The organism is Paraburkholderia sp. A1RI-2L, from assembly GCF_048957375.1.
GTDB lineage: Bacteria > Pseudomonadota > Gammaproteobacteria > Burkholderiales > Burkholderiaceae > Paraburkholderia.
Genome location: NZ_JARBTA010000002.1, coordinates 1,553,469 through 1,577,831 on the forward strand (window position 1 = coordinate 1,553,469; position 24,363 = coordinate 1,577,831).

18 protein-coding genes are annotated in these 24,363 nt (G+C 64.0%); 13 read left to right on the forward strand and 5 right to left on the reverse strand.

Features of this window, described 5'->3' with window-relative positions; genetic code table 11:
* Window positions 1-2: 2 nt before the first annotated feature.
* The 5 genes from PWP93_RS21950 to PWP93_RS21970 all read left to right on the forward strand — a co-directional run bounded on the left by PWP93_RS21950 (window position 3) and on the right by PWP93_RS21970 (window position 6,181).
* Complete coding sequence (locus tag PWP93_RS21950; protein ID WP_421045922.1) at window positions 3-782, forward strand: NTP transferase domain-containing protein; 780 nt, start codon at window positions 3-5, stop codon at window positions 780-782.
* 219 nt (window positions 783-1,001) lie between these two features.
* Complete coding sequence (locus PWP93_RS21955) at window positions 1,002-2,405, forward strand: MFS transporter (RefSeq protein ID WP_421045923.1); 1,404 nt, start codon at window positions 1,002-1,004, stop codon at window positions 2,403-2,405.
* A gap of 167 nt (window positions 2,406-2,572) precedes the next feature.
* On the forward strand, window positions 2,573-4,339 hold the full coding sequence (gene ggt, locus PWP93_RS21960; RefSeq protein ID WP_421045924.1) for a gamma-glutamyltransferase: 1,767 nt from the start codon (window positions 2,573-2,575) through the stop codon (window positions 4,337-4,339).
* A 317-nt stretch (window positions 4,340-4,656) separates the two neighbouring features.
* Window positions 4,657-4,944: a hypothetical protein gene (locus PWP93_RS21965; RefSeq protein ID WP_421045925.1), complete on the forward strand. Its 288-nt coding sequence runs from the start codon at window positions 4,657-4,659 to the stop codon at window positions 4,942-4,944.
* Between the two features lie 211 nt (window positions 4,945-5,155).
* Window positions 5,156-6,181 (forward strand): VTT domain-containing protein, encoded by a 1,026-nt coding sequence (locus PWP93_RS21970; protein WP_421026957.1) that lies wholly within the window; start codon window positions 5,156-5,158, stop codon window positions 6,179-6,181.
* Window positions 6,182-6,258: 77 nt separating this feature from the next.
* Here the strand turns inward: PWP93_RS21970 and PWP93_RS21975 are convergent, their stop codons facing one another.
* Window positions 6,259-6,960: a carbonic anhydrase gene (locus PWP93_RS21975; RefSeq protein WP_421026958.1), complete on the reverse strand. Its 702-nt coding sequence runs from the start codon at window positions 6,958-6,960 to the stop codon at window positions 6,259-6,261.
* 436 nt (window positions 6,961-7,396) lie between these two features.
* Complete coding sequence (locus PWP93_RS21980) at window positions 7,397-8,641, reverse strand: MFS transporter (RefSeq protein ID WP_421045926.1); 1,245 nt, start codon at window positions 8,639-8,641, stop codon at window positions 7,397-7,399.
* Between the two features lie 114 nt (window positions 8,642-8,755).
* Between PWP93_RS21980 and PWP93_RS21985 the strand changes: the two genes are divergently transcribed.
* Both PWP93_RS21985 and PWP93_RS21990 read left to right on the forward strand, forming a co-directional pair.
* Window positions 8,756-9,637 carry a LysR substrate-binding domain-containing protein gene (locus tag PWP93_RS21985; RefSeq protein ID WP_421045927.1) on the forward strand — a complete coding sequence of 294 codons (882 nt, stop codon included), beginning with the start codon at window positions 8,756-8,758 and terminating at the stop codon, window positions 9,635-9,637.
* Window positions 9,638-10,047: 410 nt separating this feature from the next.
* Complete coding sequence (locus tag PWP93_RS21990) at window positions 10,048-10,458, forward strand: BON domain-containing protein (RefSeq protein WP_421026961.1); 411 nt, start codon at window positions 10,048-10,050, stop codon at window positions 10,456-10,458.
* 150 nt (window positions 10,459-10,608) lie between these two features.
* Here PWP93_RS21990 and PWP93_RS21995 read toward each other — a convergent pair whose 3' ends face one another.
* Window positions 10,609-11,562, reverse strand: a complete 954-nt coding sequence (locus tag PWP93_RS21995; RefSeq protein WP_421045928.1) for a LysR family transcriptional regulator — start codon at window positions 11,560-11,562, stop codon at window positions 10,609-10,611.
* A gap of 252 nt (window positions 11,563-11,814) precedes the next feature.
* On the opposite strand from PWP93_RS21995, the gene PWP93_RS22000 reads away from it, so the two are divergent.
* Both PWP93_RS22000 and mmsB read left to right on the forward strand, forming a co-directional pair.
* Complete coding sequence (locus PWP93_RS22000; RefSeq protein WP_421045929.1) at window positions 11,815-13,341, forward strand: CoA-acylating methylmalonate-semialdehyde dehydrogenase; 1,527 nt, start codon at window positions 11,815-11,817, stop codon at window positions 13,339-13,341.
* A gap of 42 nt (window positions 13,342-13,383) precedes the next feature.
* Window positions 13,384-14,274, forward strand: coding sequence for a 3-hydroxyisobutyrate dehydrogenase (mmsB, locus tag PWP93_RS22005; protein ID WP_421026964.1), 891 nt, complete (start codon window positions 13,384-13,386; stop codon window positions 14,272-14,274).
* A gap of 52 nt (window positions 14,275-14,326) precedes the next feature.
* Here mmsB and PWP93_RS22010 read toward each other — a convergent pair whose 3' ends face one another.
* Together PWP93_RS22010 and PWP93_RS22015 are read right to left on the reverse strand one after the other, a co-directional pair.
* Window positions 14,327-15,403 carry a phytoene/squalene synthase family protein gene (locus PWP93_RS22010; protein ID WP_421045930.1) on the reverse strand — a complete coding sequence of 359 codons (1,077 nt, stop codon included), beginning with the start codon at window positions 15,401-15,403 and terminating at the stop codon, window positions 14,327-14,329.
* A gap of 101 nt (window positions 15,404-15,504) precedes the next feature.
* On the reverse strand, window positions 15,505-16,455 hold the full coding sequence (locus PWP93_RS22015) for a LysR substrate-binding domain-containing protein (RefSeq protein WP_421045931.1): 951 nt from the start codon (window positions 16,453-16,455) through the stop codon (window positions 15,505-15,507).
* Between the two features lie 123 nt (window positions 16,456-16,578).
* On the opposite strand from PWP93_RS22015, the gene PWP93_RS22020 reads away from it, so the two are divergent.
* The 4 genes from PWP93_RS22020 (at window position 16,579) to PWP93_RS22035 (ending at window position 24,362) form a co-directional block, all read left to right on the forward strand.
* Entirely contained in the window at window positions 16,579-17,754 is a 1,176-nt protein-coding gene (locus tag PWP93_RS22020; RefSeq protein WP_421045932.1) for a M20 aminoacylase family protein, read from the forward strand.
* 81 nt (window positions 17,755-17,835) lie between these two features.
* Window positions 17,836-19,164: an MFS transporter gene (locus PWP93_RS22025; protein WP_421045933.1), complete on the forward strand. Its 1,329-nt coding sequence runs from the start codon at window positions 17,836-17,838 to the stop codon at window positions 19,162-19,164.
* Window positions 19,165-19,490: 326 nt separating this feature from the next.
* Window positions 19,491-21,197 carry an efflux RND transporter periplasmic adaptor subunit gene (locus PWP93_RS22030; RefSeq protein WP_421045934.1) on the forward strand — a complete coding sequence of 569 codons (1,707 nt, stop codon included), beginning with the start codon at window positions 19,491-19,493 and terminating at the stop codon, window positions 21,195-21,197.
* Window positions 21,198-21,200: 3 nt separating this feature from the next.
* Complete coding sequence (locus PWP93_RS22035) at window positions 21,201-24,362, forward strand: efflux RND transporter permease subunit (protein ID WP_421045935.1); 3,162 nt, start codon at window positions 21,201-21,203, stop codon at window positions 24,360-24,362.
* The last annotated feature ends 1 nt before the right edge of the window (window position 24,363 follow it).

Consider the following 24,363-nt stretch of genomic DNA (forward strand, 5'->3'; position numbering starts at 1 on the left):
GCATGCGCGCCATTATTCTCGCGGCAGGTCTCGGCCTGCGCCTTCAGCAACCCGCTGGAGAACAGTTTCCGAAATGTCTGCTGCAATTCGAGGGCCTGACGCTGCTCGAGCGCCATCTGCAGATGCTCGAGTCGGCGGGTGTGACCGAAGTCGTGCTCGCACTCGGCTTTCAACCGGAGCTGGTCGAGGCCGAGATCAAGCGCATCGGCTGGCCGCATGAAGTGGAGGTGGTGCTCAATCCGCGCTTCGATCTCGGCAGCGTGCTCACGGTGCATCGCACGGCGCAAGCGCTCACGCGCGGCGGCGACGTGTTGCTGATGGACGCCGACGTGCTTTACGACGAGCGCGTGTTCGCGCCGCTCGTGGCGGGTGAGGCGCCGGCCAACCGCCTGCTGATCGACCGCGACTTCGAGGCGGGCGACGAACCCGTGAAGCTGTGCCTGCGCGATGGCGTGCCCGTCGAACTGCGCAAGCAGCTCGCAGTCGGTTTGAAGTACGACACGATTGGTGAATCGGTGGGTTTCTTCCGCCTGAACGAAGCGACGGCGCGCCGCTTTGCGCAAATCGTCGAAGGCTATGTCGATACGGGTCGTGCGAACATGCCGCACGAAGAAGCGTTGCGTGATTTGCTGCTCGAACGCGGCAGCGAATTCGAAACCGCGGACGTCACCGGCGCGCCGTGGATTGAAATCGACTTCCCGAATGATGTGAAACGCGCTGCGGAAGAAGTGCTGCCGCAATTGGCGCCGGCCGTGAGCCGCGTGAAGCAGGCGGCGTTTTGAGGGCAGGCTGAGCTGCATTTTCGTCTCCGCCATGCAGGGGCCGTGAAGGGCGTTGCCGCGTGAATGCGGTAATGCACCGCACGGCACTCGTGATTTTCCCGGCGCGCTGCTTCATGTTTTTGTGCGCCGCTTCATCTGTTGCGGACTCACCGTTTTTGGCAACACAGTGCCATAATGGCAGCTTTACGCCATCAGCCCCGCTGATTGTCGTTTCCGCCCATGCCCCTTGCCCTAGGCACTTTCATCGTTCCGCTCATCGTCGCGTGCTCGATGTTCATGGAGAACGTGGACGCGACGGTCATCGTCACATCGCTCCCCGCGATGGCCCGCGATCTCGGCCAAAGCCCCATCACACTCAAGCTTGCTGTCACGAGTTACGTGATCGGATTGGGCGTGTTCATTCCCATTTGCGGCTGGGTTGCCGACCGCTTCGGCTCGCGCAACGTGTTTCGCACCGCCATCGGCATTTTCATGGCGGGCTCGCTGCTGTGCGCCGCGTCCAGGTCGCTCGAGATGTTCGTGGCCGCACGTTTCGTGCAGGGTATCGGCGGCGCGATGATGGTGCCCGTGGGCCGCATCATCATCTTTCGCTCGCTGCCCAAATCGGACTTCATTCGCGCCGTCAACTATCTCACCGTGCCTGCCTTGCTCGGTCCCGTGATGGGGCCGCCGCTCGGTGGCTTCATCACGACGTATCTGCACTGGCGGCTGATTTTCTTCGTCAACATTCCGATTGGCCTGCTCGGCATCTGGCTTGCGAACCGCCACATCGCGAACATGCACGAGGAGCATCCCGGACCCCTCGACTGGATCGGCTTTCTCCTCTCCGCGGGCGGTGCTTCGCTCTTCATGCTCGGCCTTTCGCTCGTGGGCGGAGAACTGGCTTCCAATGCGAAAGCCGTGGCGATGTGCGTGGCCGGCGCGCTGCTGCTGGGCGCTTACTGGCTCTACGCGCAACGCGTCGAACGGCCCGTTCTCGATCTGAAATTTCTGCGCATCCCGAGTTTTAACGCGAGCGTGGCTGGCGGGTCGCTGTTTCGCATCGGACTGGGCGCCGTACCGTTTCTGTTGCCGCTCACCCTGCAGGAAGGGCTCGGCATGACAGCGTTTGTTTCAGGCGCCATCACGTGCGCGTCGGCATTCGGCTCGATCTTCATGAAGTCGGTAGTTTCGCGTGTGCTGGGCCGCTTTGGCTTTCGCCGCACGTTGATCGTCAACGCCGCGCTGACGGGCGCGTCCATTGCCGTCTATGGGCTGTTCACGCCGGGCACGTCTGTCTGGCTCATCTGGCTCGTGGTGCTGTTGGGCGGCGTGTTTCCCTCGCTTCAGTTCAGCGGCCTCAACTCGCTCGCTTACGCTGACATTCCCACCCGGGACATTGGCCGCGCCACCAGCGTCGCCAGCGTGATCCAGCAGGTTTCGCTGGGGCTCGGCGTGACCATCGCGGGCATCGTGCTGCAGATTTCGCATCGGATACAGGGGCATTCGACCATCGTGTGGTCGGACTTCTGGCCGGCGTTCTTTGTCGTGGCGCTTTTTTCCGTGGCTTCGATCCCGGTGACGATGCGCTTGCCCGCCAACGCAGGCGAAGAGCTCGCGCGCGGGCGGCACGGCAATACCTGATTTTTTCGCCCGATTTCGCTTTTGCTTGTCGGGGGATGGCTATCGGCGGATGGCCTGATCGCAAACGTTTTCTGTGCGTGCTATAAGCGCAGGATCCGGGCTGAAAGTCGAATGAAAAACCGGGTCGTAAGTTGGTGCTCGATGAACCGAATCATGGAGGTCACTCAATGAAGCTGGTCGATAGAACGAAAATTTCCGCTGCTGCTCTCGCACTCGTTTCGCTTTCCGCCTTGTCCGCGGGCTTTCTCGAAGCCACGCCCGCCATTGCGAAGGACACGCAGCAGCGTCCCGCCGTACTGAACGCATCGGCGGTGGCCGTTGCCGACAAGTACGCTGCCGACGCCGCAGAACAGATCTTCAAGGAAGGCGGCAATGCCGTCGATGCGGCGGTCGCGATTGCCTTCTCGCTGGCGGTCACGTACCCGGAAGCCGGCAACATCGGTGGCGGCGGATTCATGACGCTGTATGTGAACGGCAAGCCGTACTTTCTCGACTATCGAGAGCGCGCGCCGCTGGCGGCCACGCGCAACATGTACCTCGACGACAAGGGCAATGTGATCGAGGGCAAGAGCCTCTATGGCTACGACGCCGTGGGCGTGCCGGGCACCGTCGAGGGCATGTGGGAGGCCCAGCGCCGCTTCGGCAAGCTGCAATGGAAGCAGGTCCTGCAGCCCGCGATCAAGTACGCGCGCGACGGTTTCGTCGTCGACGAGCAACTGGCCAAGCGCCGCGAGGAGGCGTCGAAGGAGTTCGGCGGCAAGACCAATTTCGACCAGTTCTTTGGCGAGATGAAAGAAGGCGCGAATTTCAGGCAGCCCGATCTTGCGGCCGTGCTCACGCGCATCGCGACCCAGGGCGCGAAGGACTTCTACGACGGCAAGACCGCCGACCTGATCGCGGCGTCGATGAAGGGCCACGGACTCATCACCAAGCGCGACCTGCAGGAGTACAAGGCCGTCTGGCGTCAGCCGGTGGAAGCCAGGTGGAACGGCTATGAGGTGATCACGGCGCCGCCTCCGAGCTCGGGCGGCGTCGGTCTCGTCCAACTGCTCAAGATGAAGGCGATGCTCGCGCCGCAGTTCAAGGATGTGCCGCTCAATTCGCCACAATACATCCATCTGATCGCGGAGATCGAAAAGCGCGTGTTCGCCGATCGTGCGCAATACCTCGGCGACCCGGACTTCTACAAGGTGCCGGTTGCCCAGTTGACCGACGACGCCTATCTCGCCAAACGCGCCGCCGACGTGAACCCCGACAAGCCGTCGGACACCAAGGGCGTGCAGCCTGGCCTCGGCACCTCGATGCCGGAAAAAGCGGACGCGGCGCACGGCAACAAGATGCCCGAAAAGGCGGAGACGACGCACTTCTCGGTGGTCGACAAGTGGGGTAACGCCGTGTCGAACACCTATACGATCAACGGCTACTTCGGCTCGGGCGTGGTGGTGCCGGGCGCGGGCATCGTGTTGAACGACGAAATGGACGACTTCTCGGCCAAGCCGGGCGTGCCGAACATGTTCGGCGTGGTGGGCAGCGATGCGAATGCGATTGCGCCGAAGAAGCGCCCGCTTTCGTCGATGAGTCCCACGATCCTCACCCGGGACGGCAAGGTGGCGCTCGTGATCGGCACGCCTGGCGGCTCGCGCATCTTCACGTCGATCTTCCAGGTCATCAACAACATCTACGACTTCAAGATGCCGTTGAAGGACGCGGTGGGCGCGATGCGCTTCCATCATCAACTGCTGCCGCCCAACACGATCTTCTGGGAGCCGTACCATCCGATCGACGGCGATCTCGCCAAGCAGGTCGAGGCCAAGGGCTACGTGCTCAAGGGTCAGGACTTCAGCGGCGACATCCAGGCGATCCGCATCGACGGCGATACGCCGGAGGCGGCCGCCGATCCGCGCGGACGCGGCGTGACACGCGTGATTCAATGAATCGAAGCTCGCATGCGATGAATGTTCGTATGCGTCTTGTCCTCTTTATTGAGGATTCGGCGATTGGATTCATCGCGTAGTGTGCAAGCTCCGGTGACGTGAAAACTCAACCGGCGTGTGTTTTCCCGGGCGGCTTTTGCCGCCCGTTTTTCTTTCCCGGCTTCGGTCGCGCGCACGCACGGGTTTTCTTGAATGGGCCGGGAACGCTAAATACGCTCTGATGTTCGCGGCTGCTCCGATGTTTGTGCACACAACGGCAACGGGCCGACCCGGCAGCCATCCAGGCATTTTTCAACTCACGGTCATTCACGTCGCGCATGCTTCTCACTAGCCGCGAACTGGCGTTGCTCTCCAACGTCTTCAAGCTGCTGGCCGACCGCACGTTGCCCGAGGGCGACCTGCGGCTCGAAGTGGGGCGGCTCATGCCCGACCTGCTGCACGCGAACTATCTGGGTTCCTGCGTCTGGAATGGCGTGCAGGAAAAATTTGCGCATCGTGTGGCGTTGAACATGTCCGCCGGCACTCTGGGCGATTACGAGCACTACTTCCAGTACGGCGATCCGTTGGCGCACACGTTGCTCGCGCGCCGCGGGGCCGGCGGGTGAGCGATCTGCTCCCGCATGAGTCGTTCGTGCGCTCGCACGGCTGTTGCAACCGCCGCGGCGCTGAGTTGATGTGGGCGAGATGGTGTGTTGCGCGACGCGAAGCAAGGTGGCAAGCAAAAATGCACCCGGTTAGGGTAATCTCCAACTTCGTGCTGCATCTGCACATCAATTTGCTTTCGGATTAAAACGTCTTCGCGCAGGAAATCCCGATATGTGGACGCTTCCCACCGCCATCCCGCCCGATTTCGGTGCCGGGGTGGTTTTTCTCAGCGTGCTCGTGACGCAGCTGGGCGCGCCGGTTCCCGCTGCGCCGGTGCTGATACTGGCGGGCACCATGGCGGCGGGACAGGAAGCGTCGTATGCGAGTCTGCTGCTGGCTGCGGTCGTCGCGACCTTGTTCGCCGATACGCTCTGGTTTACGGCGGGCCGCATGCGCGGCCGTCGCCTGCTCAATTCGCTCGTCCGCTTTTCGCTTTCGCTCGATACGACGATTCGTGTGGCGCGCAATGTGTTCGAGCGCCACGGCGCGCCCATCCTCGCGGTGGCGAAGTTCGTGCCCGGCTTGGGACTCATGTCCGCGCCGCTGCTCGGCACCACGTCAATGGACCTGCGTCTTTTCCTGATCTGGGACGCCGTGGGAGCAACGCTTTGGGCCGGCACATGGCTCATCGGCGGGGCGGCCTTGCACACACAAATTGCCCGCTTCGCGATGTTCGTGCGCGCCAACGGCTGGACCATTTTCGACGTGCTCGCACTGGCGGGCCTGCTATTTCTCGCTTATCGCTGGGTGCGCCGCATGCAGTTGCGCCGCTGGCTGGCTACCCACCGGATTTCGCCCGCGCAGCTCGACGAGATGATGAAATCGCCGCTGCCGCCGCTCGTGTTCGACGCACGGCCCCAAAGCGTGCGCGAGAGGGAGGCTTATCGCGTTCCGGGCGCGCGTCCGCTCGATCTGGACTCGACCGAGGTGCTCGCGCCCGAACTGCTCGCACGCGCGATTGTGGTGTATTGCGTGTGCCCGAACGAGGCGACGGCCAAGCGCATCGTGAGCCGGCTGCGTAGCAAGCAGATTCATCACGCTCACGCGCTCAAGGGCGGCCTCGACGCCTGGGAGCGCGATGGCTATCCCGTCGAGCCGCTTTCTGCGGAATTTCATGGCGCATATGCGCGCGAGGACGAGGCGTTCGAAGCGGGCGCCGAGCAGGAGTTCACGGTTCGGGCCGGCGTGCCGGAGTAGTTCGACCGCTCGTCGCCGCCTGTTGGCACATCAGGCGGCCGTGCTTGCCGGGCCGCGGCATGACCTGTTTCGGCGGTTCAGCCCGTGGTGTCCTTGAGCATCCGGGCGCGCGCCGCGCCGAGCGATTCGAAGCGGCCGTGGGTGTCGTCGAAGATGGAAATCGTGCCGTGGCCGATGTCGTACACCCAGCCCTGTACCTGAAGCTTGCCTTGCGCCACGCGGGCCGCAACCGCAGGGTGAGTGCGCAGGTGCGTGAGCTGCAGGCGAACGTTTTCCTCCACGAGCGCCTGCACCACTTGATCGGGGTTCAGCCCGCGCGTTTGCACGACGCTGCGCGCCGCTTCGGCGTTGCGCAGCCAGGCTTGCACCGTGGGCATGTCCGCCGCGGCCTCGGGGCCATCGGCGAGGCCCTTCATGGCGCCGCAGTCGGTGTGGCCGCACAGCACGATCTGCCGCACGTTCAGCGCGAGCACCGCGAATTCCACGACCGCCGAGACACCGCCGAGCATTTCCCCGTAGGCCGGCACGATATTGCCGATGTTGCGGCAGACGAACAGCTCGCCGGGGCGCGTTTGCGTGATCAGTTCGGGCGAGACGCGCGAATCGGCGCAGGTGATGAAAAGCGTATGCGGCGCCTGGAAGTTGGCAAGGCTGCGAAACAGCTCCTTGTCACCCGGGAATACGTTACGAGCGAACTCATCCACGCCGTCGAGAAGGTGCAGCAAATCGCAACCACACGAGTCGGAATGACCGTCGTGCGAATGGGTATGGTCTGGCATGGAAGTTTCTCTCTTAGTCATGAATCGACACATTCGAATAGCAACAGCGGCAGTTTATGCCGAGTTACGTCCGGTCGCTGTGTTTCGGTTCGGAAAATTCCGTCCGATCGTGCGTTTTCCGGTTTCCCGATCATCACGAGCCTGCGCAAACCGCATATAAAACATCGTGTCGCGAGGCTTGCCTTATTCGTCATACAACCGGTCAGTCGGTTGGCCTGGCGAGCGACGCCGAAGTCCGGACGGCGCGCATCTACCCGAGGCCGGCGGGGCAGCATTGTACTCGACGCACGAATATATGCGAGGGGTGGGGAAGGAGGGGGCTGGGGGCAAGCGGGACCGCTGGCCCGTGACCGAACCGATTACGGGCACCGATTTCGCGCTGCGGGAAATTAGTTTGGATGCCGAAGGACTTGAGGCATGGCCGATGCGTTCGAACTCACGATTCCATGACGGGGTGTGCGGCGCCGGCGCGCCGGTTCGGCAGGAAGTACCATACGCCGGCGAACACCTGCAGCCCGATCAGGCTGGCCCATACGGCTTGATGGGCGACGACCGGATAGCGGCCGTCCACGGCGCTCCAGCGGCTGAGCGCTGCGCCGATCGCGATCTGCGCGAAAAAAATTCCGATGAAGATGACGAGCGTGAAAGTGGTGTTGACACGGCCAATCAGGCGCGGCGGAAAGTGTTCGGCGAGCACGGCGTAAGTAAGTATCCCGGTGCCGCCCAATGCGCCATACGCGGCCCATAGAAACGCAGCGGGCAGCGGCACGCGGGCTGCGAGCAGCGCCTGGACGAGTACGAAGAGCGTCATGGTCACGCCGGAAAAGCGCGCGACGCTCACGCCATAATGCTCGAAGGTGCGTGCGAGCGCACCGAACCCGATGTTGCCGACGATGAACGCGCCGCCGAGCACGGAAATGAGCGACGCCGCGCGCGAGGCCGCATCGGCGGTGCCGGCGGGCGCCATGTCGCGCAGGAAGGCGCCCACCCACAGCGACTGCATCGCGTAGAACACGATCTGCGTGAAAGCAGAGAACGTCGCGGTCTTCCAGAACGCATGGCTGCGCAGAATGTGGGCGGTGCCCTTGAATTGCTCGAGCACACTCGCTTGATGATGGGTGTCGCGCGTATGCGGACCGCCGATCCAGATAATGGCCGCGACTGCCGCCGTGAGCACGGCGAGCCCGACGCTCACGCTGCGCCACGGCGCGATCGTCAGCAGCCAGGAGAGCGGTGCGCCGACCGCTACGCCGCCGAGGCCGCCCACCGCCATCACGAGGCCGTTGACGAGCGTGAGCTGGGCGACCGGGAAGTGCTGGGCGGTGGCCTTGAATGCGCCGCCAAGGCAAACCGAGACGCCCACGCCAACCATCAGACGCCCGGCCATCATCGCGCCCATGCTGTGCGACAGCCCGAACACGAGCGCGCCGGCGGCGGCCACCAGCATCACGCACGCGGTGACGCGGCGCGGGCCGAAGTGATCGAGCAGCACGCCGGCGGGGATTTGCGCGCCTGCGAAGCCGAGGAAGTAGAGGCTCGTAAGCGTGCCCAGATCGGTGGCGGTGAGGCCCATTTCATGCGTCAGGAATGGGGCAAATCCCAGATTGACGCCGCGAAAAAGATACGAAATGAAATAGCCGAGTGCGAAAACGGCGAATACGCGCAATCTGAGTGCGGTCATGGTGCGTACGAGACCTGAAAGCGAATGGAATAACTGGCTCACGATTATTGGCGAGAAGCCGGTTCCGATGCCAGCGAGAGATTTCAGACGCGATTGTGAGTAGAATTTGACGTCATGTCCCGACCGCTTCCACCCTTGCAGGCCCTACGCGCGCTCGAAGCAGCGGCGCGGCGGCGCAGTTTCAGCCGTGCGGCCGAAGAATTGCATTTGACGCATAGCGCCGTGAGTCATCATCTGCGCGCGCTTGAAGCCGAGTTGGGCGTCGAGCTGTTTCGCCGCGTGGGCAGCCGCATGATTCCCACCGCGGCCGGCGCGCAGCTTGCCGATCGTGTGAGGCGCAGTCTCGAAGAACTGCGCGAGGCGCTCGACGCCACGCGTCCGGGCGTGAGCGGCGTCACGCGGCTCGAATTGAGCGTGATGTCCGATTTTGCTTCGGTCTGGCTGATACCGCGTTTGGGCGACTTCTACGACCGCCATCCGAACGTCGATCTCTCGTTGTGCATGCACGCCGACGTCACGCCGCCCGATCCTTATCCGTTCGATATCGGCATCTGGCATCGGCGCGTGGACGAGCCGGGTTTCCAGTTCCGCAAGCTGCTGGACGATCAGGTGGTGGCCGTCTGCAGCCCCGCGTTGCTCGCGCGCTACCCGGCGTTTCGTATCGAAGACCTCGCCGCCATGCCGTTGCTGCGCTTCTCGCGCCGCTCGTGGCGCGACTTCTTCGAAGCGGCAGGCGTGGCGGGCGACGAGCCCGAACGCGGACCGGTATTCGACGATGCCGGTCTTTTGCTGCAGGCCACGGTGGCCGGGCAAGGCGCCGCCACAGCGCGCCTGCAACTCGCGCGCGGCTTCATCGATCGCGGCGAGCTGGTGCAACTGGGGCAGGTGCGCATTCCCGCGTCGCTGGACTATTACTTCACGTGGCGCGAGGGTCATCCGCGCGAGGCGGCGATCCAGCAGTTCTATCGCTGGGTGAAAGCGCAGCTCGTCAATTAACGCATGCTATTTTTTTTTATGAGTAAATGCGGGTAAAACCTGTGTCCGGGCCTGTCAACGGCACGCTATCGGTATGCGTTGATCGTCGAGGAGGACCTGCAATGCCGCATACATGGAATTAGCGGCATCGGTCATTCATGAAAGGGAAGAGTTAGCCGTAAATGCCATTCAATAGCATTTGCAATGGTGGCAACATTGAGTGGCAATAGCGGCTGGCAATTGCAGGTTTCGCATCAGGTCTGACGTAAATGGAGTATCGTTACTTCCCAATGCGCTCTTCGTGGCGGACTCGACCGGGAATCAATGGGAGTCAGCCGCATTGGCAGCGGCTGTTTAACCGGCAGTGAATGGTATGTAGTGCACCGGTCCATCGAGGGCCATCAAAAAACTGTGACAACAGGAGAAACCGCATGAAGGCTATTCAGGCGTTCAAACTGGCAGCCGGCACGATGCTGGTCGCCGCTTCGCTCCACGTGTATGCGCAGACCGCCGCAAGCGCACCGGCCGCCGCTCCGGCAGCCGCCGCGCCGACAGCTGCACCGACCGACGCCGCCCAGGCCCAAGTGAAGCAGTCGAAGGCCGAACTCAAGAAGGCAAAGGCCGCTAACCGCGCGCTGTCGCGCAAGGTGCGTGGCGCACTCGCCAAGGACAAGAACATCAGCGTGGCCAACATCACCGTGCGCGCCAAGGACGGCGCCATCGTCCTGCAAGGCACCGTGCCGGAGCAGGCGCAGATCGACCACGCCACGGAAGTGGCGAAGGGGGTTGCTGGCGTGACGTCGGTTAAGAACGCGCTGACGATCCGTCCGGTCGGGACCTGATAGTTGGACCCTGACTGAATGGCATCCGGAACGGAGTCGGTCCGTTCCGGATGCATTCGGGTTCACAATTTTGGTTTTTACTGCGGAAGCCGTACATGCAGTCCGTGAACCGGATTGCATGTACGGCTTTTTCTTCATGTCATGGTGCGGTCAGGGCTCGATGTAGTGCATCTCTGACGACTCGCCCATTAGCAGCGCCTGGTTCGCATCCGCAGCCGCACGCAAATAATCCCAAAGAGACGTGATGCGCCGCAGCTTGCGCAAATCTTCCCGGCTGCATAGCCAGAAACGCCGTGTCACGACGATTTCGTCCGGCAGGATCGCCACGAGCCGCGGGTCGGGCTCGGCCATGAAGCAGGGCAAGATGGCGAGCGCGCTGCCTTGCAGCGCGGCATGATATTGCGCGATCACGCTCGTGCTGCACAGGCTCGCCGTGACGTTCGGCGCCGTGCGTTCGAGGTAGAGCAGCTCGTGGCTAAACGCGAGATCCGCGACATAGCTGATGAACGCGTGATGGCGCAGGTCGGCCGCCGTCCGGATGGGAGCGTGCTGCTCGATATAGTCAGATGTCCCATATAAACGCAGGCGGTAGTCGCATAGCTTCGTATAGACGTATTGGCCGCGTTCGGGGCGCTCGAGCATGATCGCCAGATCGGCTTCTCGCTTCGAGAGGCTCACGAAATGCGGCACCGGTAGCAGATCGATCGACATGTCGGGGTGCTTGCCGGTGAAGCGGGCCAGTTGGGGAGCAAGAAAGAAGCAGCCGAATCCTTCGGTCGACCCCACTCGCACATGGCCGGAAAGCGATTGCGCGCCGAGCGCGAATTGCTCGCTCGCCGACTGGACCGTGCTTTCGATGGTGTCCGCATAGGCCAGCAGGCGCTGGCCTTCGGCCGTGAGCACGAAGCCGCCCGAGCGCGATTTGTCGAACAGCACGGTGCCCAGCGCCGCCTCCAGTTCGCGCACGCGGCGCGCGACCGTGGTGTGGTCGACGCCGAGGCGCCTGGCCGCGCCGCTGGCGCGCTGCGTGCGCGCTACTTCCAGGAAATAGCGTAAATCGTCCCAGTTCAGCGTCTCCATCGGCCTCGTTGTGCTTTTTTGCATATCGTATGGGTTTTTTCGTCTCTACAACGTGGATATTCGAATAACTATACTCCGTTGGAGACCGCTTCATAAGCGCCCGCCTACAATGAAATAAAGATGGAGACACGCGATGCCGCTCAGCACGCCGCCACGACGCCTTCGTTTGCGCACTCCGATGCGCTCACGCCATGACTGAAGCACCTCAAAATTAGATCGTAATCCTGTCTATCCGGCTCACGCCGGCCCGTTCAGACTTTACAGAGAGAGTTCAAGATGAACGCAGTCACCCAGGCCTCCAACGCTCAAGTCTCGACCGTCAAGCTGTTGATCGGCGGCGAGTTCGTCGAATCGAAAACCACCGAATGGCGCGATATCGTCAATCCGGCCACCCAGCAAGTGCTGGCGCGCGTCCCGTTCGCGACCGTCGAGGAAGTCGACAGGGCTGTCAAGAGCGCGCATGCCGCGTTCGCGACGTGGAAGAACACGCCGATCGGTACGCGCCTGCGCATCATGCTCAAGCTGCAGGCGCTGATTCGCGAGAACATGTCGCGCATTGCGCAGACGCTCACGGCGGAGCAGGGCAAGACGCTGCCCGATGCCGAGGGCGACATTTTCCGCGGCCTCGAAGTGGTCGAGCACGCGTGCTCGATCGGCACGCTGCAACAAGGTGCGTTCGCTGAGAACGTCGCCGGCGGCGTCGATACGTACACGCTGCAGCAGCCGCTAGGCGTATGCGCGGGTATCACACCGTTCAATTTTCCCGCGATGATTCCGCTATGGATGTTCCCGATGGCGATCGTCTGCGGCAACACGTTCGTGCTCAAGCCGTCCGAGCAGGATCCGCTCTCCACGATGCAGCTCGTCGAACTGGCCGTGCAGGCGGGCGTTCCCGAGGGCGTGCTCAATGTGGTGCACGGCGGCAAGGAAGTCGTCGACGCGATCTGCACGCATCCGCTCGTCAAGGCGATTTCGTTTGTGGGCTCGACGGCGGTGGGCACGCATGTCTATCGGCTGGGCAGCGAGCATGGCAAGCGTGTGCAGTCGATGATGGGCGCGAAGAATCACGCGGTCGTGCTGCCCGACGCCAACCGCGAGCAGGCGCTCAACGCGCTCGCGGGCGCGGCATTCGGCGCAGCGGGCCAGCGCTGCATGGCCACTTCAGTGGTCGTGCTCGTGGGCGAGGCCCAGCAGTGGGTGCCCGAACTCGTCGAAAAGGCGAAGACGCTGAAGGTCAATGCCGGCAACGAACCGAAGACCGACGTCGGCCCGGTCGTCTCGCGTGCCGCGAAGGCCCGCATTCTGGGCCTGATCGAATCGGGCGTGAAGCAGGGCGCCACGCTCGCGCTCGATGGCCGCGACGTGAAGGTGCCCGGCTATGAGAATGGCAATTTCGTTGGCCCGACGGTGTTCACCAATGTGAAAACCGATATGGACATCTATACGAACGAGATCTTCGGGCCGGTACTCGTGGTGCTGACTGCGAATACGCTCGACGAGGCCATCGCCATCGTCAATGCGAATCCGTTCGGCAATGGCGTGGGGCTCTTTACGCAAAGCGGCGCAGCGGCGCGCAAGTTCCAGAGTGAAATCGACATTGGTCAGGTGGGCATTAATATTCCGATTCCGGTGCCGGTGCCGTATTTCAGCTTCACGGGCTCGCGCGGCTCGAAGCTCGGCGATCTCGGTCCGTACGGCAAGCAGGTCGTGCAGTTCTATACGCAGACCAAGACCGTGACGGCGCGCTGGTTCGACGACGCCACCCTCAACACCGGCGTGAACACGACGATCAACCTGCACTGAAGCGCCGCAGTTGCCTGATTAACCATCAAGGGAGAATCGCTCATGAAAATCGGTTTCGTCGGGCTGGGCCACATGGGGGCGCCCATGGCGCTCAATCTGCTCAAGGCAGGGCACGCGCTTACCGTGTTCGATCTGAGCGCCGAGGCGATGCAAACCCTCGCCGACGCGGGCGCAACGAAAGCCGCGTCGCCCAAGGCGGCCGCCGCGGGCGCGGAGTGGGTCGTCACGATGCTGCCCGCAGCGGCGCACGTGCGCACCGTGCTGACCGCCGAGGACGGCGTGCTGGCGGGCATCGCTAAGGGCGTGACGATCATCGATTCGAGCACCATTGACCCGGCGAGCGCGAAGGCGTTCGGCGCGCTCGCCGCGAACAACGGCAACGCATTCGTGGATGCGCCGGTGTCGGGCGGCACGGGCGGCGCGGCGGCGGGCACGCTTACGTTCATGGTGGGCGGCAGCGCCGCGCTCTATGAAAGCGTGAAGCCCGTGCTTTCCGGAATGGGCAAGAACATCGTCCATTGCGGCGAGACCGGCACGGGGCAGGTGGCGAAGATCTGCAACAACCTCGTGCTCGGCGTGACGATGGCGGGCGTGGCGGAAGCGATGGCGCTTGGCGAGGCGCTCGGCATCGACGCGAAGGTGCTGGGCGGCATCATGAATACGTCGACGGGGCGCTGCTGGAGCTCGGACACGTATAATCCGTTTCCGGGCGTGATCGAGACGGCGCCTTCGTCGCGCGGCTACACGGGCGGCTTCGGCACGGATCTGATGCTCAAGGACATGGGCCTCGCGACCGATGCCGCGAAGACCGTCCACCAGCCCGCCTATATGGGGGCGCTCGCACAGCAGCTCTACCAGGCGATGAGCAGCCGCGGCGACGGCAAGCTCGACTTCTCGGCCATTATCAAGCTGTATCGCGGCGAGAAGGGCTGAGCGGTTCGCAGTGCATGTCCGGCGCGTGCTTTTAACGGCACGCGCCGTTTTTTTACGCCTTCTCGATTGCGGCCATGCGCGCCTCGATACGTGCGAGCAGGCGCTTGAACCATCGGTCGAGCAGCGCATTGGAAGGTGCTGCGAGCGTCGAGCACGCAAGAATGCGATAGACATCGTTGCGCGTGACTTTGGATGGGCGCGCGGGATCGAGCCAGTCGTCGTTGCCGACGAGCCGCTCCAGCGTCTCGAGGCCGATGAGGATCGGCCACAGGCACGCGAGCCGCAGGCGCACGGACAGGCGCGGCAAGGCGAACGTGTAGACGATGGCGGCGCGGAAGTGATCGAGCGTGATGCGCACGAGCCCGAACATCAGCGGCCGGGCGCGCGCCGAGGTGCCGGGATGGAGCAGGTCCTCGGGCGTGAGGCCAGCCTGCGCGAGCATGGTCGCGGGCAGGTAGCAGCGGCCGATGCGCAGGTCCTTGCCGCAATCGCGCAGCACGTTGACCATTTGCAGAGCCTTGCCGAAGCGCACGCCGCGCTGGTGCATCGTTTCGCGCAGCGCGGGGTCGAGCGTGCCGGGCAGATGCATATAGGTCATCTTCGTCCAGAACTCGCCCACGCAGCCCGCCACCAGATACGTGTAGCGGTCGAGCGCGTCCCACGTGCCGAGCGCGGCGACCTTGCCTGAGCGCTCGTCGGGGAAGGTGTTCAGATCGAACTCCATGCCCTCGGTGAGCGTCGTGACGATCTCGCGCACGGCCGTGCGGTCGGCCTGCTCGAGTTGCGCCAGCACGTCGAGCGCGCCGTCGAGCGATTCGAGCAGCAACTTCTCGTCCGATTGCGTTTGCTGGCCCGCGACTTCGCCGGCGATGCGCTGCAGGGCATCGTCGTGCGCCGCACTGCAAGCCGTGCCGTTGATGCGCTCGCGCAGCGCAAGCAGCAGCGCGAGACGCTGGGGCGGCGGAATCAGCGAGGTGTCGGCGATGGTGTCGGCGGCGCGCGCGAGCAGATAGGCCTCGCCCACCGGGTCGCGCATCCCGGCGGGCAGCACGCGCATGGTGAGGTAGAACGAGCGGGAAACGCCTTTGAGCAACGGACCGAGCAGGAAAGCCCGATTAGAATTCGGCATGTCGATGGGGGCAGTGGAACGGCAGCCGCATTGTAGCGTGGACGAGTGAAGGGGGGCGGAGCGGCTCGATCGACGCACGCCGGTAAGCCCGCCCACGCGCCTCAAATCAGTAGCTCTAGCGAGTGATAAAGCCGGCGCCGTTCCGGATCCTGGGACGCCTCGCCCGCGTGGATCGCCTCCTTGAGGCAGGCGAGAAAGCATTCGGCGGCGGCGGAGAGCGGCACGCCGCGTCGCGCGACCACGCTCACCACGGTGCGGTCCACTTCCTCCTGGAGCGAGAGCGCGCGCAGGTTCTCGCGCGCGAAGCGCGTCTCCACGAGCGGCCACGGGAAGATGCTCGCCATGTCGGTGTTCATGATGAGTCCCATGGCCACCACGAAAGAATGGGCGAGATGCACCGTGCGCGGCAGCGGCAGGCCGTGGCGGCGGAAAATATCGTCGGTGATCATCTCCTTGCTCGCCGGATCCCAGTTGAGCAGCCATTCGCAGTCCTGTAGTTCCTCGAGCGACTGCGCGTGCTCGAGCGGATGGCCCTTGCGCACGACCACGGCGGATTCGGTGGCGAAGATAGGCGTCTGCGTGAATTCGGCGTGCAGCGAAGCCGGGCCTGGCTTGCCGAGCGAGAAGTCGAGCGTGCCGTCGCGCAGCCGCGGCATGACGATATTGAGCAGTCCCTCATAAAACTCCAGTTGCATCCCCGGCATGCGCGCGCGAAACAGCGTCACGGCGTCGGGCAGGAACGAGAGCGCGAGCCACGGCGTCACGCCGATCGAGAGCTTGCCGCTGCCGCGCCCGCGCCGCGCGTCGAGTTCGTCCTGGGCGCGCGACATCTGGTGCACGATGGCCCGCGCATGCACGAGCAGCGCCTGGCCGGCCTCGGTGAAGGCGATGCCATTCGCATTGCGCGTCACGAGCGCGATCTGCTGCTCGGCTTCCAGTTCGCGCACGGCCTTGGTGGCGGCTGCGGGCGAGATGCCCAGCGCGCGCGCCGCCGCGCGGATGCTGCCGGCGTCGGCCATGGCGACGAGCGCCCTGAACTGGTGGAACTTCATAAGTGGAAACCCGAGTGAGAACCTGCGGTTGGCAGGCTAACCATTCTAGGACTGTCCAGGGGAAAACGGCGTGTTTATCCTGAGACGTCACGCAATCCATGCTTTGAACACAGGAGACGACGGATGAACACCATGGCGATCCCCCCGGCTATCGCGGAAATCGAAGCAGAAATGATCGCGTTGCGCCACGCGATCCACGCGCATCCGGAGCTCGGTTTCGAGGAGTTCGTCACGAGCGACCTCGTGGCCGGGCGGCTCGCCGAATGGGGCTACGAAGTGCACCGCGGGCTGGGCGGCACCGGCGTCGTGGGCACGCTGAAAGTAGGGACGGGCACGAAGCGCCTTGGCCTGCGCGCCGACATGGACGCGCTGCCCATCCAGGAAAACACCGGGCTCGATTACGAGAGCCGTGTGCCCGGCAAGATGCACGCGTGCGGCCACGACGGCCACACGGCCACGCTGCTCGCGGCGGCGAAGCATCTCGCGCAGTCGCGTTCGTTCGACGGCACGCTGCATCTCATTTTCCAGCCCGCCGAAGAAGGGCTCGGCGGCGCGAAGCGGATGCTCGACGAAGGTCTGTTCGAGCACTTCCCCTGCGATGCGGTTTTTGCCATGCACAACATGCCGGGCTTTCCCACCGGCAAGCTCGGCTTCCGACCGGGGCCGTTCATGGCGTCCTCGGACACGGTGATCATCGACATCGACGGGCGCGGCGGCCACGGCGCCGTGCCGCACAAGGCCATCGACCCCGTGGTGGTGTGCGCGAACGTGGTGCTCGCGCTGCAAACCATCATTTCGCGCAATGTGCCGCCGCTCGACATGGCGATCGTCACGGTGGGCGCGATTCACGCGGGCGAGGCGCCCAACGTGATTCCACAGACCGCGCAGATGCGGCTCTCGGTGCGCGCGCTGCGCCCCGAGGTGCGCGACCTGCTCGAAGAGCGCATCACGACGCTCGTGTACGCGCAGGCGAGCGCCTATGGCGCCACCGCTCGCATCGATTACCAGCGTCGCTACCCGGTGCTCGTGAACGACGCGGACATGACGGCATTCGCGCAAGACGTCGCGCGCGACTGGCTGGGCGAGGCGGGCTTGATCGACGATCTCCCGCCGCTCACGGGCAGCGAGGACTTTTCGTTCCTGCTCGAGCAATGCGCGGGCAGCTATTTGATCATCGGCAATGGCGACGGCGAAGGCGGCTGCATGGTCCATAACCCCGGCTACGATTTCAACGACGACTGTCTCGCAACCGGCGCCACGTACTGGGTGAAGCTCGCCGAGCGCTTCTTGCGCGCCTGAGCCTGACCATCGTCCAAAGTGCACTACAGCGCATTCGATCAACGCTTCTGATCAAGATACAAATACATGAGGAGACCCACGATGAACGCCACTTCGCTGAATTCGCAGGCGAACGCCGACGCGCACGGGCACACGCGCGCCTCGCGCGCGAAGGCCATCGCCGCGATCACGCTCGGTAACGGCCTGGAGTTTTTCGACTTCACGGTCTACAGCTTTTTTGCGACCACCATCGGCGCGCTGTTCTTTCCGGTGCACGGTTCGCTGAACCAATTGCTGCTGGCCGTGGGCAGCTTCGGCGTGGGCTTCATCGTGCGGCCGCTCGGCGGCGTGCTGATCGGCGCATTCGCCGACCGCGTGGGCCGCAAGGCGGCCATGACGCTCACGCTCTGGCTCATGGCGCTCGGCTCGGCGATGATCGCGTTCGCGCCCACCTACGCGCAGATCGGTCTCGCCGCGCCCGCGCTGATCGTGCTCGCGCGGCTCGTGCAGGGCTTCGCGGTGGGCGGCGAGGTGGGCGCCTCGACCACGATGCTGCTCGAATACGCCGACGACCGCACGCGCGGTTTCTACGGCAGCTGGCAGTTCGTGAGCCAGGGGCTCAACGTGGTGTGCGGCGCGCTGCTTGGCGTGGCGCTTTCCTCGGCGCTCTCGCCCGAGGCGCTGCAGAGCTGGGGCTGGCGCGTGCCGTTCGTGATCGGCATGCTGATCGTGCCGGTGGGCGTCTATATCCGCCGCCATCTCGACGAAACCCTCGAGCACGCCGAACCCGTGGACATGACCGCGCCCGTGACCGAGACTGCGCGCCCGCTGCTCGAGATCTTCTCGAAGCATCGTGCGGCGCTCGTCGCGGGCGTCGTGACGACCATCGGCGGCACGGCGGCGAACTATATCGTGCTGTTCTACATGTCCACCTATGCGATCAAGATCCTCGGCCTGCCGATGTCGGTGGGCATGAGCGCGGCGCTCGTGGCCGCGCTCGTGACGGCCGCGTGCTCGCCGTTCGCCGGCATCCTGTCCGACCGCTTTGGCCGCAAGCGGGTGTTCGGCTATTCGCGCGTGCTGCTGGTCGCGGTGATCTATCCGGCCTTCATGGTGATTCACGCCATGCCCACGGTGCCGACGGTGCTCGCCGTCGTCGCCGTGCTGGGCGCGCTCGTCGCGTTCACCGCGGTGCCCAACATCGTCATGCTGCCGGAGTTGTTCCCGCAGTCGATCCGCGTGACGGGCATGTCCATCGTTTATTGCGTGGGCGTGTCGATCTTCGGCGGCTTCGCGCAGTTCTTCGCGACCTGGCTCATCAAGCTGCTCGATAACCCGCTCGCGCCGGCCTGGTATCTGATCGGATGCGGACTCGTTTCGCTGCTGGCCTTGCCGCTGATCCGCGAACCGGCGGGCCGGCCGCTCGACTGAGCACGCCAGCGGCTCGAAGGCGTCAGTCAGGCGGACGGGGCCGTCTGGGCGCTGCCTCGGCCGCTGTAAAGGTTGGCATTCCGACTTTTCTTGATTTGTTGCTGTTTGCATAACATTTCGCTCAATTATTTCGCAATGCGTAGACAGTTTTGTTTGCCGGCAAACACCTGTCGTTTGCAGACAATCTCGACGCAGCCAAAAAGGGAAACACAGTAAGATTTCGCTCCGGGCTTTCTGGCGGCGCAGCATATTCGGCATATCCGGCATGACGGGATTCGTCCGGTGTTCGTCGGTCCAGCGCTGATCGTCGAAAACGGAGAAAAAGCATGACGAGCGGAATCAGGGTGGCACGGCTGTGCCTGTCCGTGGGAATGGCATTGGGGGTCGCTGCATGTCACGACAAGACGCCTGAGGCGTCGGCGCGGCCGCCTGCGAATGTGGACGTAATCAACGTCGCGATGCGCGACGTGCCAGTGGTATTCGATTACGTGGGGCAGACCGAGAGCTCGCAGCAAGTCGAGATACGCTCCCGCGTCAACGGCTTTCTTGAAAAACGCATCTACGAAGAAGGTTCGCTGGTTCATCAGGGCGACGTGATGTTCCAGATGGACCGCAAGCCCTTCCAGGCCGCGCTCGATGCTGCGAACGCCGAATACGCGCAGCAAAAGGCGCGGCTCGACACGGCGCAGGCCAATCTGGCGCGTGTACGCCCGCTCGCGGCCAAGAATGCGCTGAGCCAGAAGGATCTCGACGATTCCGTGGGCCAGGAACGGGCTGCCGCGGCGGCGCTCGAACAGGCGCGCGCCAATGTCACGAGCGCAAAGCTGAATCTCGGCTACACCACGATCACGGCGCCCGTCACCGGGCTGTCGAGTTTTGCGAAGAAGCAGGACGGCTCCTATATCGACGCCACTAATAGTCTGCTCACCTACGTTGCGAAACTCGATCCCATGTGGATCAACTTCTCGCTTTCCGAAAACGAGATGCTGAGCCTGCGTTCGCAGGTGAAGAGCGGCGCGCTCAAGCTGCCGCAGATCGGCGAACTGGAGGCGGTGATCGTCCTCGCCGACGGCAGCGTGTATCCCGAGCGCGGCCGCATCAAGTTCGCCGACGCTTCCCTGAGCGAAGAGACGGGCACGTACATGATTCGCGCCGAAGTGAAGAACCCGACCGGCAGCTTGCGGCCGGGGCAGTTCGTGCGTATCAAGCTGCTGGGCGCCGATCGGGCGAACGCGGTGGCGGTGCCGCAAGTGGCCGTGCAGCAGGGGCCGCGCGGCGCATACGTGTGGACCGTGGATAAGGATGGCAAGGCGCAGCAGCGCGCGGTGGAAACCGGTGAATGGAACGGTAACGACTGGGTCATCAGTTCGGGGCTGCACGCGGGCGACCATGTCGTGATCGATAACACGCTCAAGCTGATGCCGGGCGCACCCGTGAAGGAAACGGTGGTGCCCATGCCGTCGGACGAGGTGAAGATCGGCGGGCAGCCGGTTGGCGCGGCCGATGCCAATGGCGCGAACGCCGCCAACGCTGCCAGTGCCGCGGGCGGTTCGGGCGCGGGCAACACCGGTATGGCGGGTGCGGGCAGTGCCGGCGGCACGAATGCCAACGCGAAGACGGCGGCACAGGCGGCACAGGCGGCCAACGCGAAGGCAGGCGCCGGCGCGGCAGGCCAGGCGAAGGCGTCCGCCGCCAATGCGAACGCAACCGGGCTGGCGCAGCTTTATTTCGCGCCGGGCAGCGCGAGCCTCGACGCCCAATCGGCCACGGCGCTCGCCGCGGTCGCACAGCGTCTTGCCGCATCGCCCGAGGCGCATGTGGTGATTTCGGGCTACGCCGATTCGAGCGGCTCCTACGCGAGCAACGAGCGCCTCGCCCATGCGCGCGCCTCGACCGTGCGCACGGCGCTGATCGTTGCGGGCGTGCAGGACGCGCGCATCGAGATGCGCAAGCCCGCGAAGGTCGTCGCGACGGACCCGGCCGACAAGTCCCGCCGCGTGGACGTGACGCTCTCGCCCGCAGCGGGAGGTTGAGCGATGAAGTTCTCGCACTTTTTCATCGACCGGCCGATTTTTTCGTCGGTCCTGTCGATCATCATCGTCCTCGCTGGCCTCGTGGCCATGTTCAACCTGCCGGTCGCGCAGTTTCCCGACATCGCGCCGCCGCAGATCACGGTGACAGCGACCTATCCGGGCGCGAGCGCCGACATCATCGCGCAGAACGTTGCCGCGCCCATCGAGCAGCAGGTGAACGGCGCGGACAACATGATGTACATGAACTCGTCGAGTTCCTCGACGGGCAACATGACGCTTACCGTGTTCTTCAACATCGGCACCGACCCCTCGCTCGCCCAGGTGGACGTGCAGAACCGGGTGAACCTTGCGTTGCCCACGCTGCCCGAAGCGGTCACGCAGCAGGGCGTTTCGGTGCAGAAACGCTCGTCGGCGTTCATGATGGTGATTGCCGTTTATTCGCCGGATAACACGTTCGACCAGCAGTACGTCGCGAACTACGCGAATGTGTATGTGCTCGACGCCATCAAGCGTTTGCCGGGCGCGAACCAGTCGGCGATCCTCGGCTCCGCCGATTATGCGATGCGCGTCTGGGTCAAGCCGGACCGCATGGCCAAGCTCGGCATTACCGTGGGCGACGTGAAGAGCGCGGTTAGCGCGCAGAATCAGCAATTCTCGGCCGGCCGTCTCGGCCAGTCGCCAACCGGCGACCCGGTGCTGCAGACTTTCCCGGTATCGACTGGGAGCCGTCTCACCGACCCCTCCCAGTTCGACAACATCATCCTGCGCGCCAAGTCGGGCGATGCGGCTATCGTGCGCATCAAGGACATCGGCCATACCGAACTGGGCTCGAAGGACTACTCGATGCGCGGCCGCTACAACGGCAAGACGGCCACGCTGCTCGCGGTCTACCAGCAGCCGGGCGCCAACGCGCTGCAGGTTTCGAAGCAGGTGCGAGCCACGCTCGAGCAGTTGAGCAAGAGCTTCCCGGCCGGCCTCAAGTATGAAATCGCGCTCGACACGACGACGTTCGTGCACGAGTCGATCGACGAGGTGGTGAAGACGCTGCGCGATGCGGTGATCCTCGTGATCCTGGTGGTCTTCATGTTTCTGCAAAGCTTCCGCGCCACGCTGGTGCCGCTGCTGGCGGTGCCGGTGTCGATCGTGGGCGCGTTCATCGGCATGCTGGCGTTCGGCTTCTCGGTGAACATGCTCACGCTATTCGGCATGGTGCTCGCGATCGGCATTGTGGTGGACGACGCCATCGTCGTGATCGAGAACGTCGAGCGCAACATGACCGAGTTCAAGCTGCCGCCGAAGGAGGCGGCCAAGCGCGCCATGGACGAGGTGAGCGGCCCGGTGGTGGCGATCGTGCTCGTGCTGCTTGCCGTGTTCATCCCGGTTGCGTTCCTCTCGGGCATCACGGGTCAGCTCTACAAGCAGTTCGCCGTGACCATCGCGGTCTCGGTGGTGCTTTCGGGCATCGTCGCGCTTACGCTCTCGCCGGCGCTGGCCGCCATTCTGCTCAAGCCGGGCGAACACAAGAAGAACCGTTTCTTCACGTGGTTCAACGAGCGCTTCGAGCGGCTGACCGAAGGCTATGGCAAGTCGGTGCAGTCGGCCATTCGCCGCGTCACGCTCTCGATCTTGCTGATTGCCGTGATGTGCGCCGCCACCGGTCTGCTCTTCAAGAAGATCCCGACGTCGTTCGTGCCGGTCGAGGACCAGGGCTATCTGTTCGGCGCGGTCATCACGCCGGATGCCGCGAGTCTCGACCGTACCGGAGACGTTTCGAAGCGCGCCGAAGACTGGTTCATTAAGCAGCCAGCGGTGAAGGCCGTGGCCGCGCCGATCGGCTACAGCCTGATCGACGGGCAATACAAGGCCAACGCCGGCACGCTGTTCGTCACGCTCAAGGACTTCCATGATCGCGGCAAGAACGGCTCGGCCAGCGACCTCATCACCGCGGCCAGTCGCGCGTTCGCGAGTTTCAAGGACGGCGTGGTGATACCGGTCAATCCGCCTTCGATCCCCGGCCTCGGCACGACGGGGGGATTCGAGTTCTGGGTGCAGACCACTGGCGACGGCAGCTATCAGCAGCTCGAAGAGAAGGTGCGCCAGGTGATTGCGAAGGCGCGCCAGAATCCGGCGCTGCGCAGCGTCAACTCGACCATCGACACGAACTCGCGGCAATTGCTCGTGGAAGTGGACCGTGAGCGCGCCGAATCGCAGGGCGTGGCGGTGCAGGACGTCTATGACGCATTGCAGACGATGTTCGGATCGTCGTACGTGAGCCAGTTCCCGAAGGGCAGCCGCCTCTTCCAGGTGATCGTTCAGGCCGAGCCGCAATACCGCCTGCGTCCGCAGGACATCCAGCAGCTCTACGTGCGTAACCGCTCCGGAGACATGGTGCCGATCAAGGCCGTCACGACCTACAAGTTCGTGAACGGCGCGGACATCGTCAACCGCTTCAACAACTTCCCGGCCGCCAAGATCACGGGCGACGCCGCGCCCGGCCATAGCTCGGGTGAAGCGATCGCGGCGATGGAGGAGATTGCGAACGAGGTGCTGGGCGACGGCTACAGCTTCGCGTGGAGCGGCCAGGCCTACGAGGAAAAGACCGCCGGCTCGACGGCGGGGCTCGTGTTCGGCTTCGCGCTGCTGATGGTGTTCCTGATTCTCGCCGCGCAGTACGAGAAGTGGTCGCTGCCGGTCGGCGTGCTGCTGGCGGTGCCGTTCGCGGTGTTCGGCGCGCTCGTGGGCATTCTGATCCGCGGCATGGAAGACGACGTGTACTTCCAGATCGGCCTCACGGTGCTGATCGCGCTCGCGGCAAAGAACGCCATTCTGATCTTCGAGTTCGCCGTGGAAATGCGCGAGAAGGAGGGCATGTCGCCGTACGAGGCGGCCCTGCACGCCGCGAAGCTGCGTCTGCGGCCGATCATCATGACCTCGCTGGCGTTCATTCTCGGCTGCGTGCCGCTCGCCATCGCCAGCGGGGCGTCGGCGGCAAGCCGCCGCTCGCTCGGCACCGGCGTGGTGTTCGGCATGCTCGGCGCCACGCTGATTGCGCTGTTCTTCATTCCGATGTTCTTCTGGGGTCTCGAAACGCTCTCTTCGCGCAAAAAAAACACAGCCGAACCGGACTTGCCGCCGCCGGCGGCGCCGCCCGCGCAGGAGGGTTGAA

What these genes read in the sequence shown, in the direction of transcription:
- PWP93_RS22025 (WP_421045933.1), top strand. Translation starts at nt 17,836, where the DNA reads ATGAACGCCACTTCGCTGAATTCGCAGGCGAACGCCGACGCGCACGGG.
- PWP93_RS21975 (WP_421026958.1), bottom strand. Translation starts at nt 6,960, where the DNA reads ATGCCAGACCATACCCATTCGCACGACGGTCATTCCGACTCGTGTGGT.
- PWP93_RS21980 (WP_421045926.1), bottom strand. Translation starts at nt 8,641, where the DNA reads ATGACCGCACTCAGATTGCGCGTATTCGCCGTTTTCGCACTCGGCTAT.
- mmsB (WP_421026964.1), top strand. Translation starts at nt 13,384, where the DNA reads ATGAAAATCGGTTTCGTCGGGCTGGGCCACATGGGGGCGCCCATGGCG.
- PWP93_RS21985 (WP_421045927.1), top strand. Translation starts at nt 8,756, where the DNA reads ATGTCCCGACCGCTTCCACCCTTGCAGGCCCTACGCGCGCTCGAAGCA.
- PWP93_RS22010 (WP_421045930.1), bottom strand. Translation starts at nt 15,403, where the DNA reads ATGCCGAATTCTAATCGGGCTTTCCTGCTCGGTCCGTTGCTCAAAGGC.
- PWP93_RS22020 (WP_421045932.1), top strand. Translation starts at nt 16,579, where the DNA reads ATGAACACCATGGCGATCCCCCCGGCTATCGCGGAAATCGAAGCAGAA.
- PWP93_RS21995 (WP_421045928.1), bottom strand. Translation starts at nt 11,562, where the DNA reads ATGCAAAAAAGCACAACGAGGCCGATGGAGACGCTGAACTGGGACGAT.
- PWP93_RS22030 (WP_421045934.1), top strand. Translation starts at nt 19,491, where the DNA reads ATGACGAGCGGAATCAGGGTGGCACGGCTGTGCCTGTCCGTGGGAATG.
- PWP93_RS21955 (WP_421045923.1), top strand. Translation starts at nt 1,002, where the DNA reads ATGCCCCTTGCCCTAGGCACTTTCATCGTTCCGCTCATCGTCGCGTGC.
- PWP93_RS21990 (WP_421026961.1), top strand. Translation starts at nt 10,048, where the DNA reads ATGAAGGCTATTCAGGCGTTCAAACTGGCAGCCGGCACGATGCTGGTC.
- PWP93_RS22015 (WP_421045931.1), bottom strand. Translation starts at nt 16,455, where the DNA reads ATGAAGTTCCACCAGTTCAGGGCGCTCGTCGCCATGGCCGACGCCGGC.
- PWP93_RS21970 (WP_421026957.1), top strand. Translation starts at nt 5,156, where the DNA reads ATGTGGACGCTTCCCACCGCCATCCCGCCCGATTTCGGTGCCGGGGTG.
- ggt (WP_421045924.1), top strand. Translation starts at nt 2,573, where the DNA reads ATGAAGCTGGTCGATAGAACGAAAATTTCCGCTGCTGCTCTCGCACTC.
- PWP93_RS21950 (WP_421045922.1), top strand. Translation starts at nt 3, where the DNA reads ATGCGCGCCATTATTCTCGCGGCAGGTCTCGGCCTGCGCCTTCAGCAA.
- PWP93_RS22035 (WP_421045935.1), top strand. Translation starts at nt 21,201, where the DNA reads ATGAAGTTCTCGCACTTTTTCATCGACCGGCCGATTTTTTCGTCGGTC.
- PWP93_RS21965 (WP_421045925.1), top strand. Translation starts at nt 4,657, where the DNA reads ATGCTTCTCACTAGCCGCGAACTGGCGTTGCTCTCCAACGTCTTCAAG.
- PWP93_RS22000 (WP_421045929.1), top strand. Translation starts at nt 11,815, where the DNA reads ATGAACGCAGTCACCCAGGCCTCCAACGCTCAAGTCTCGACCGTCAAG.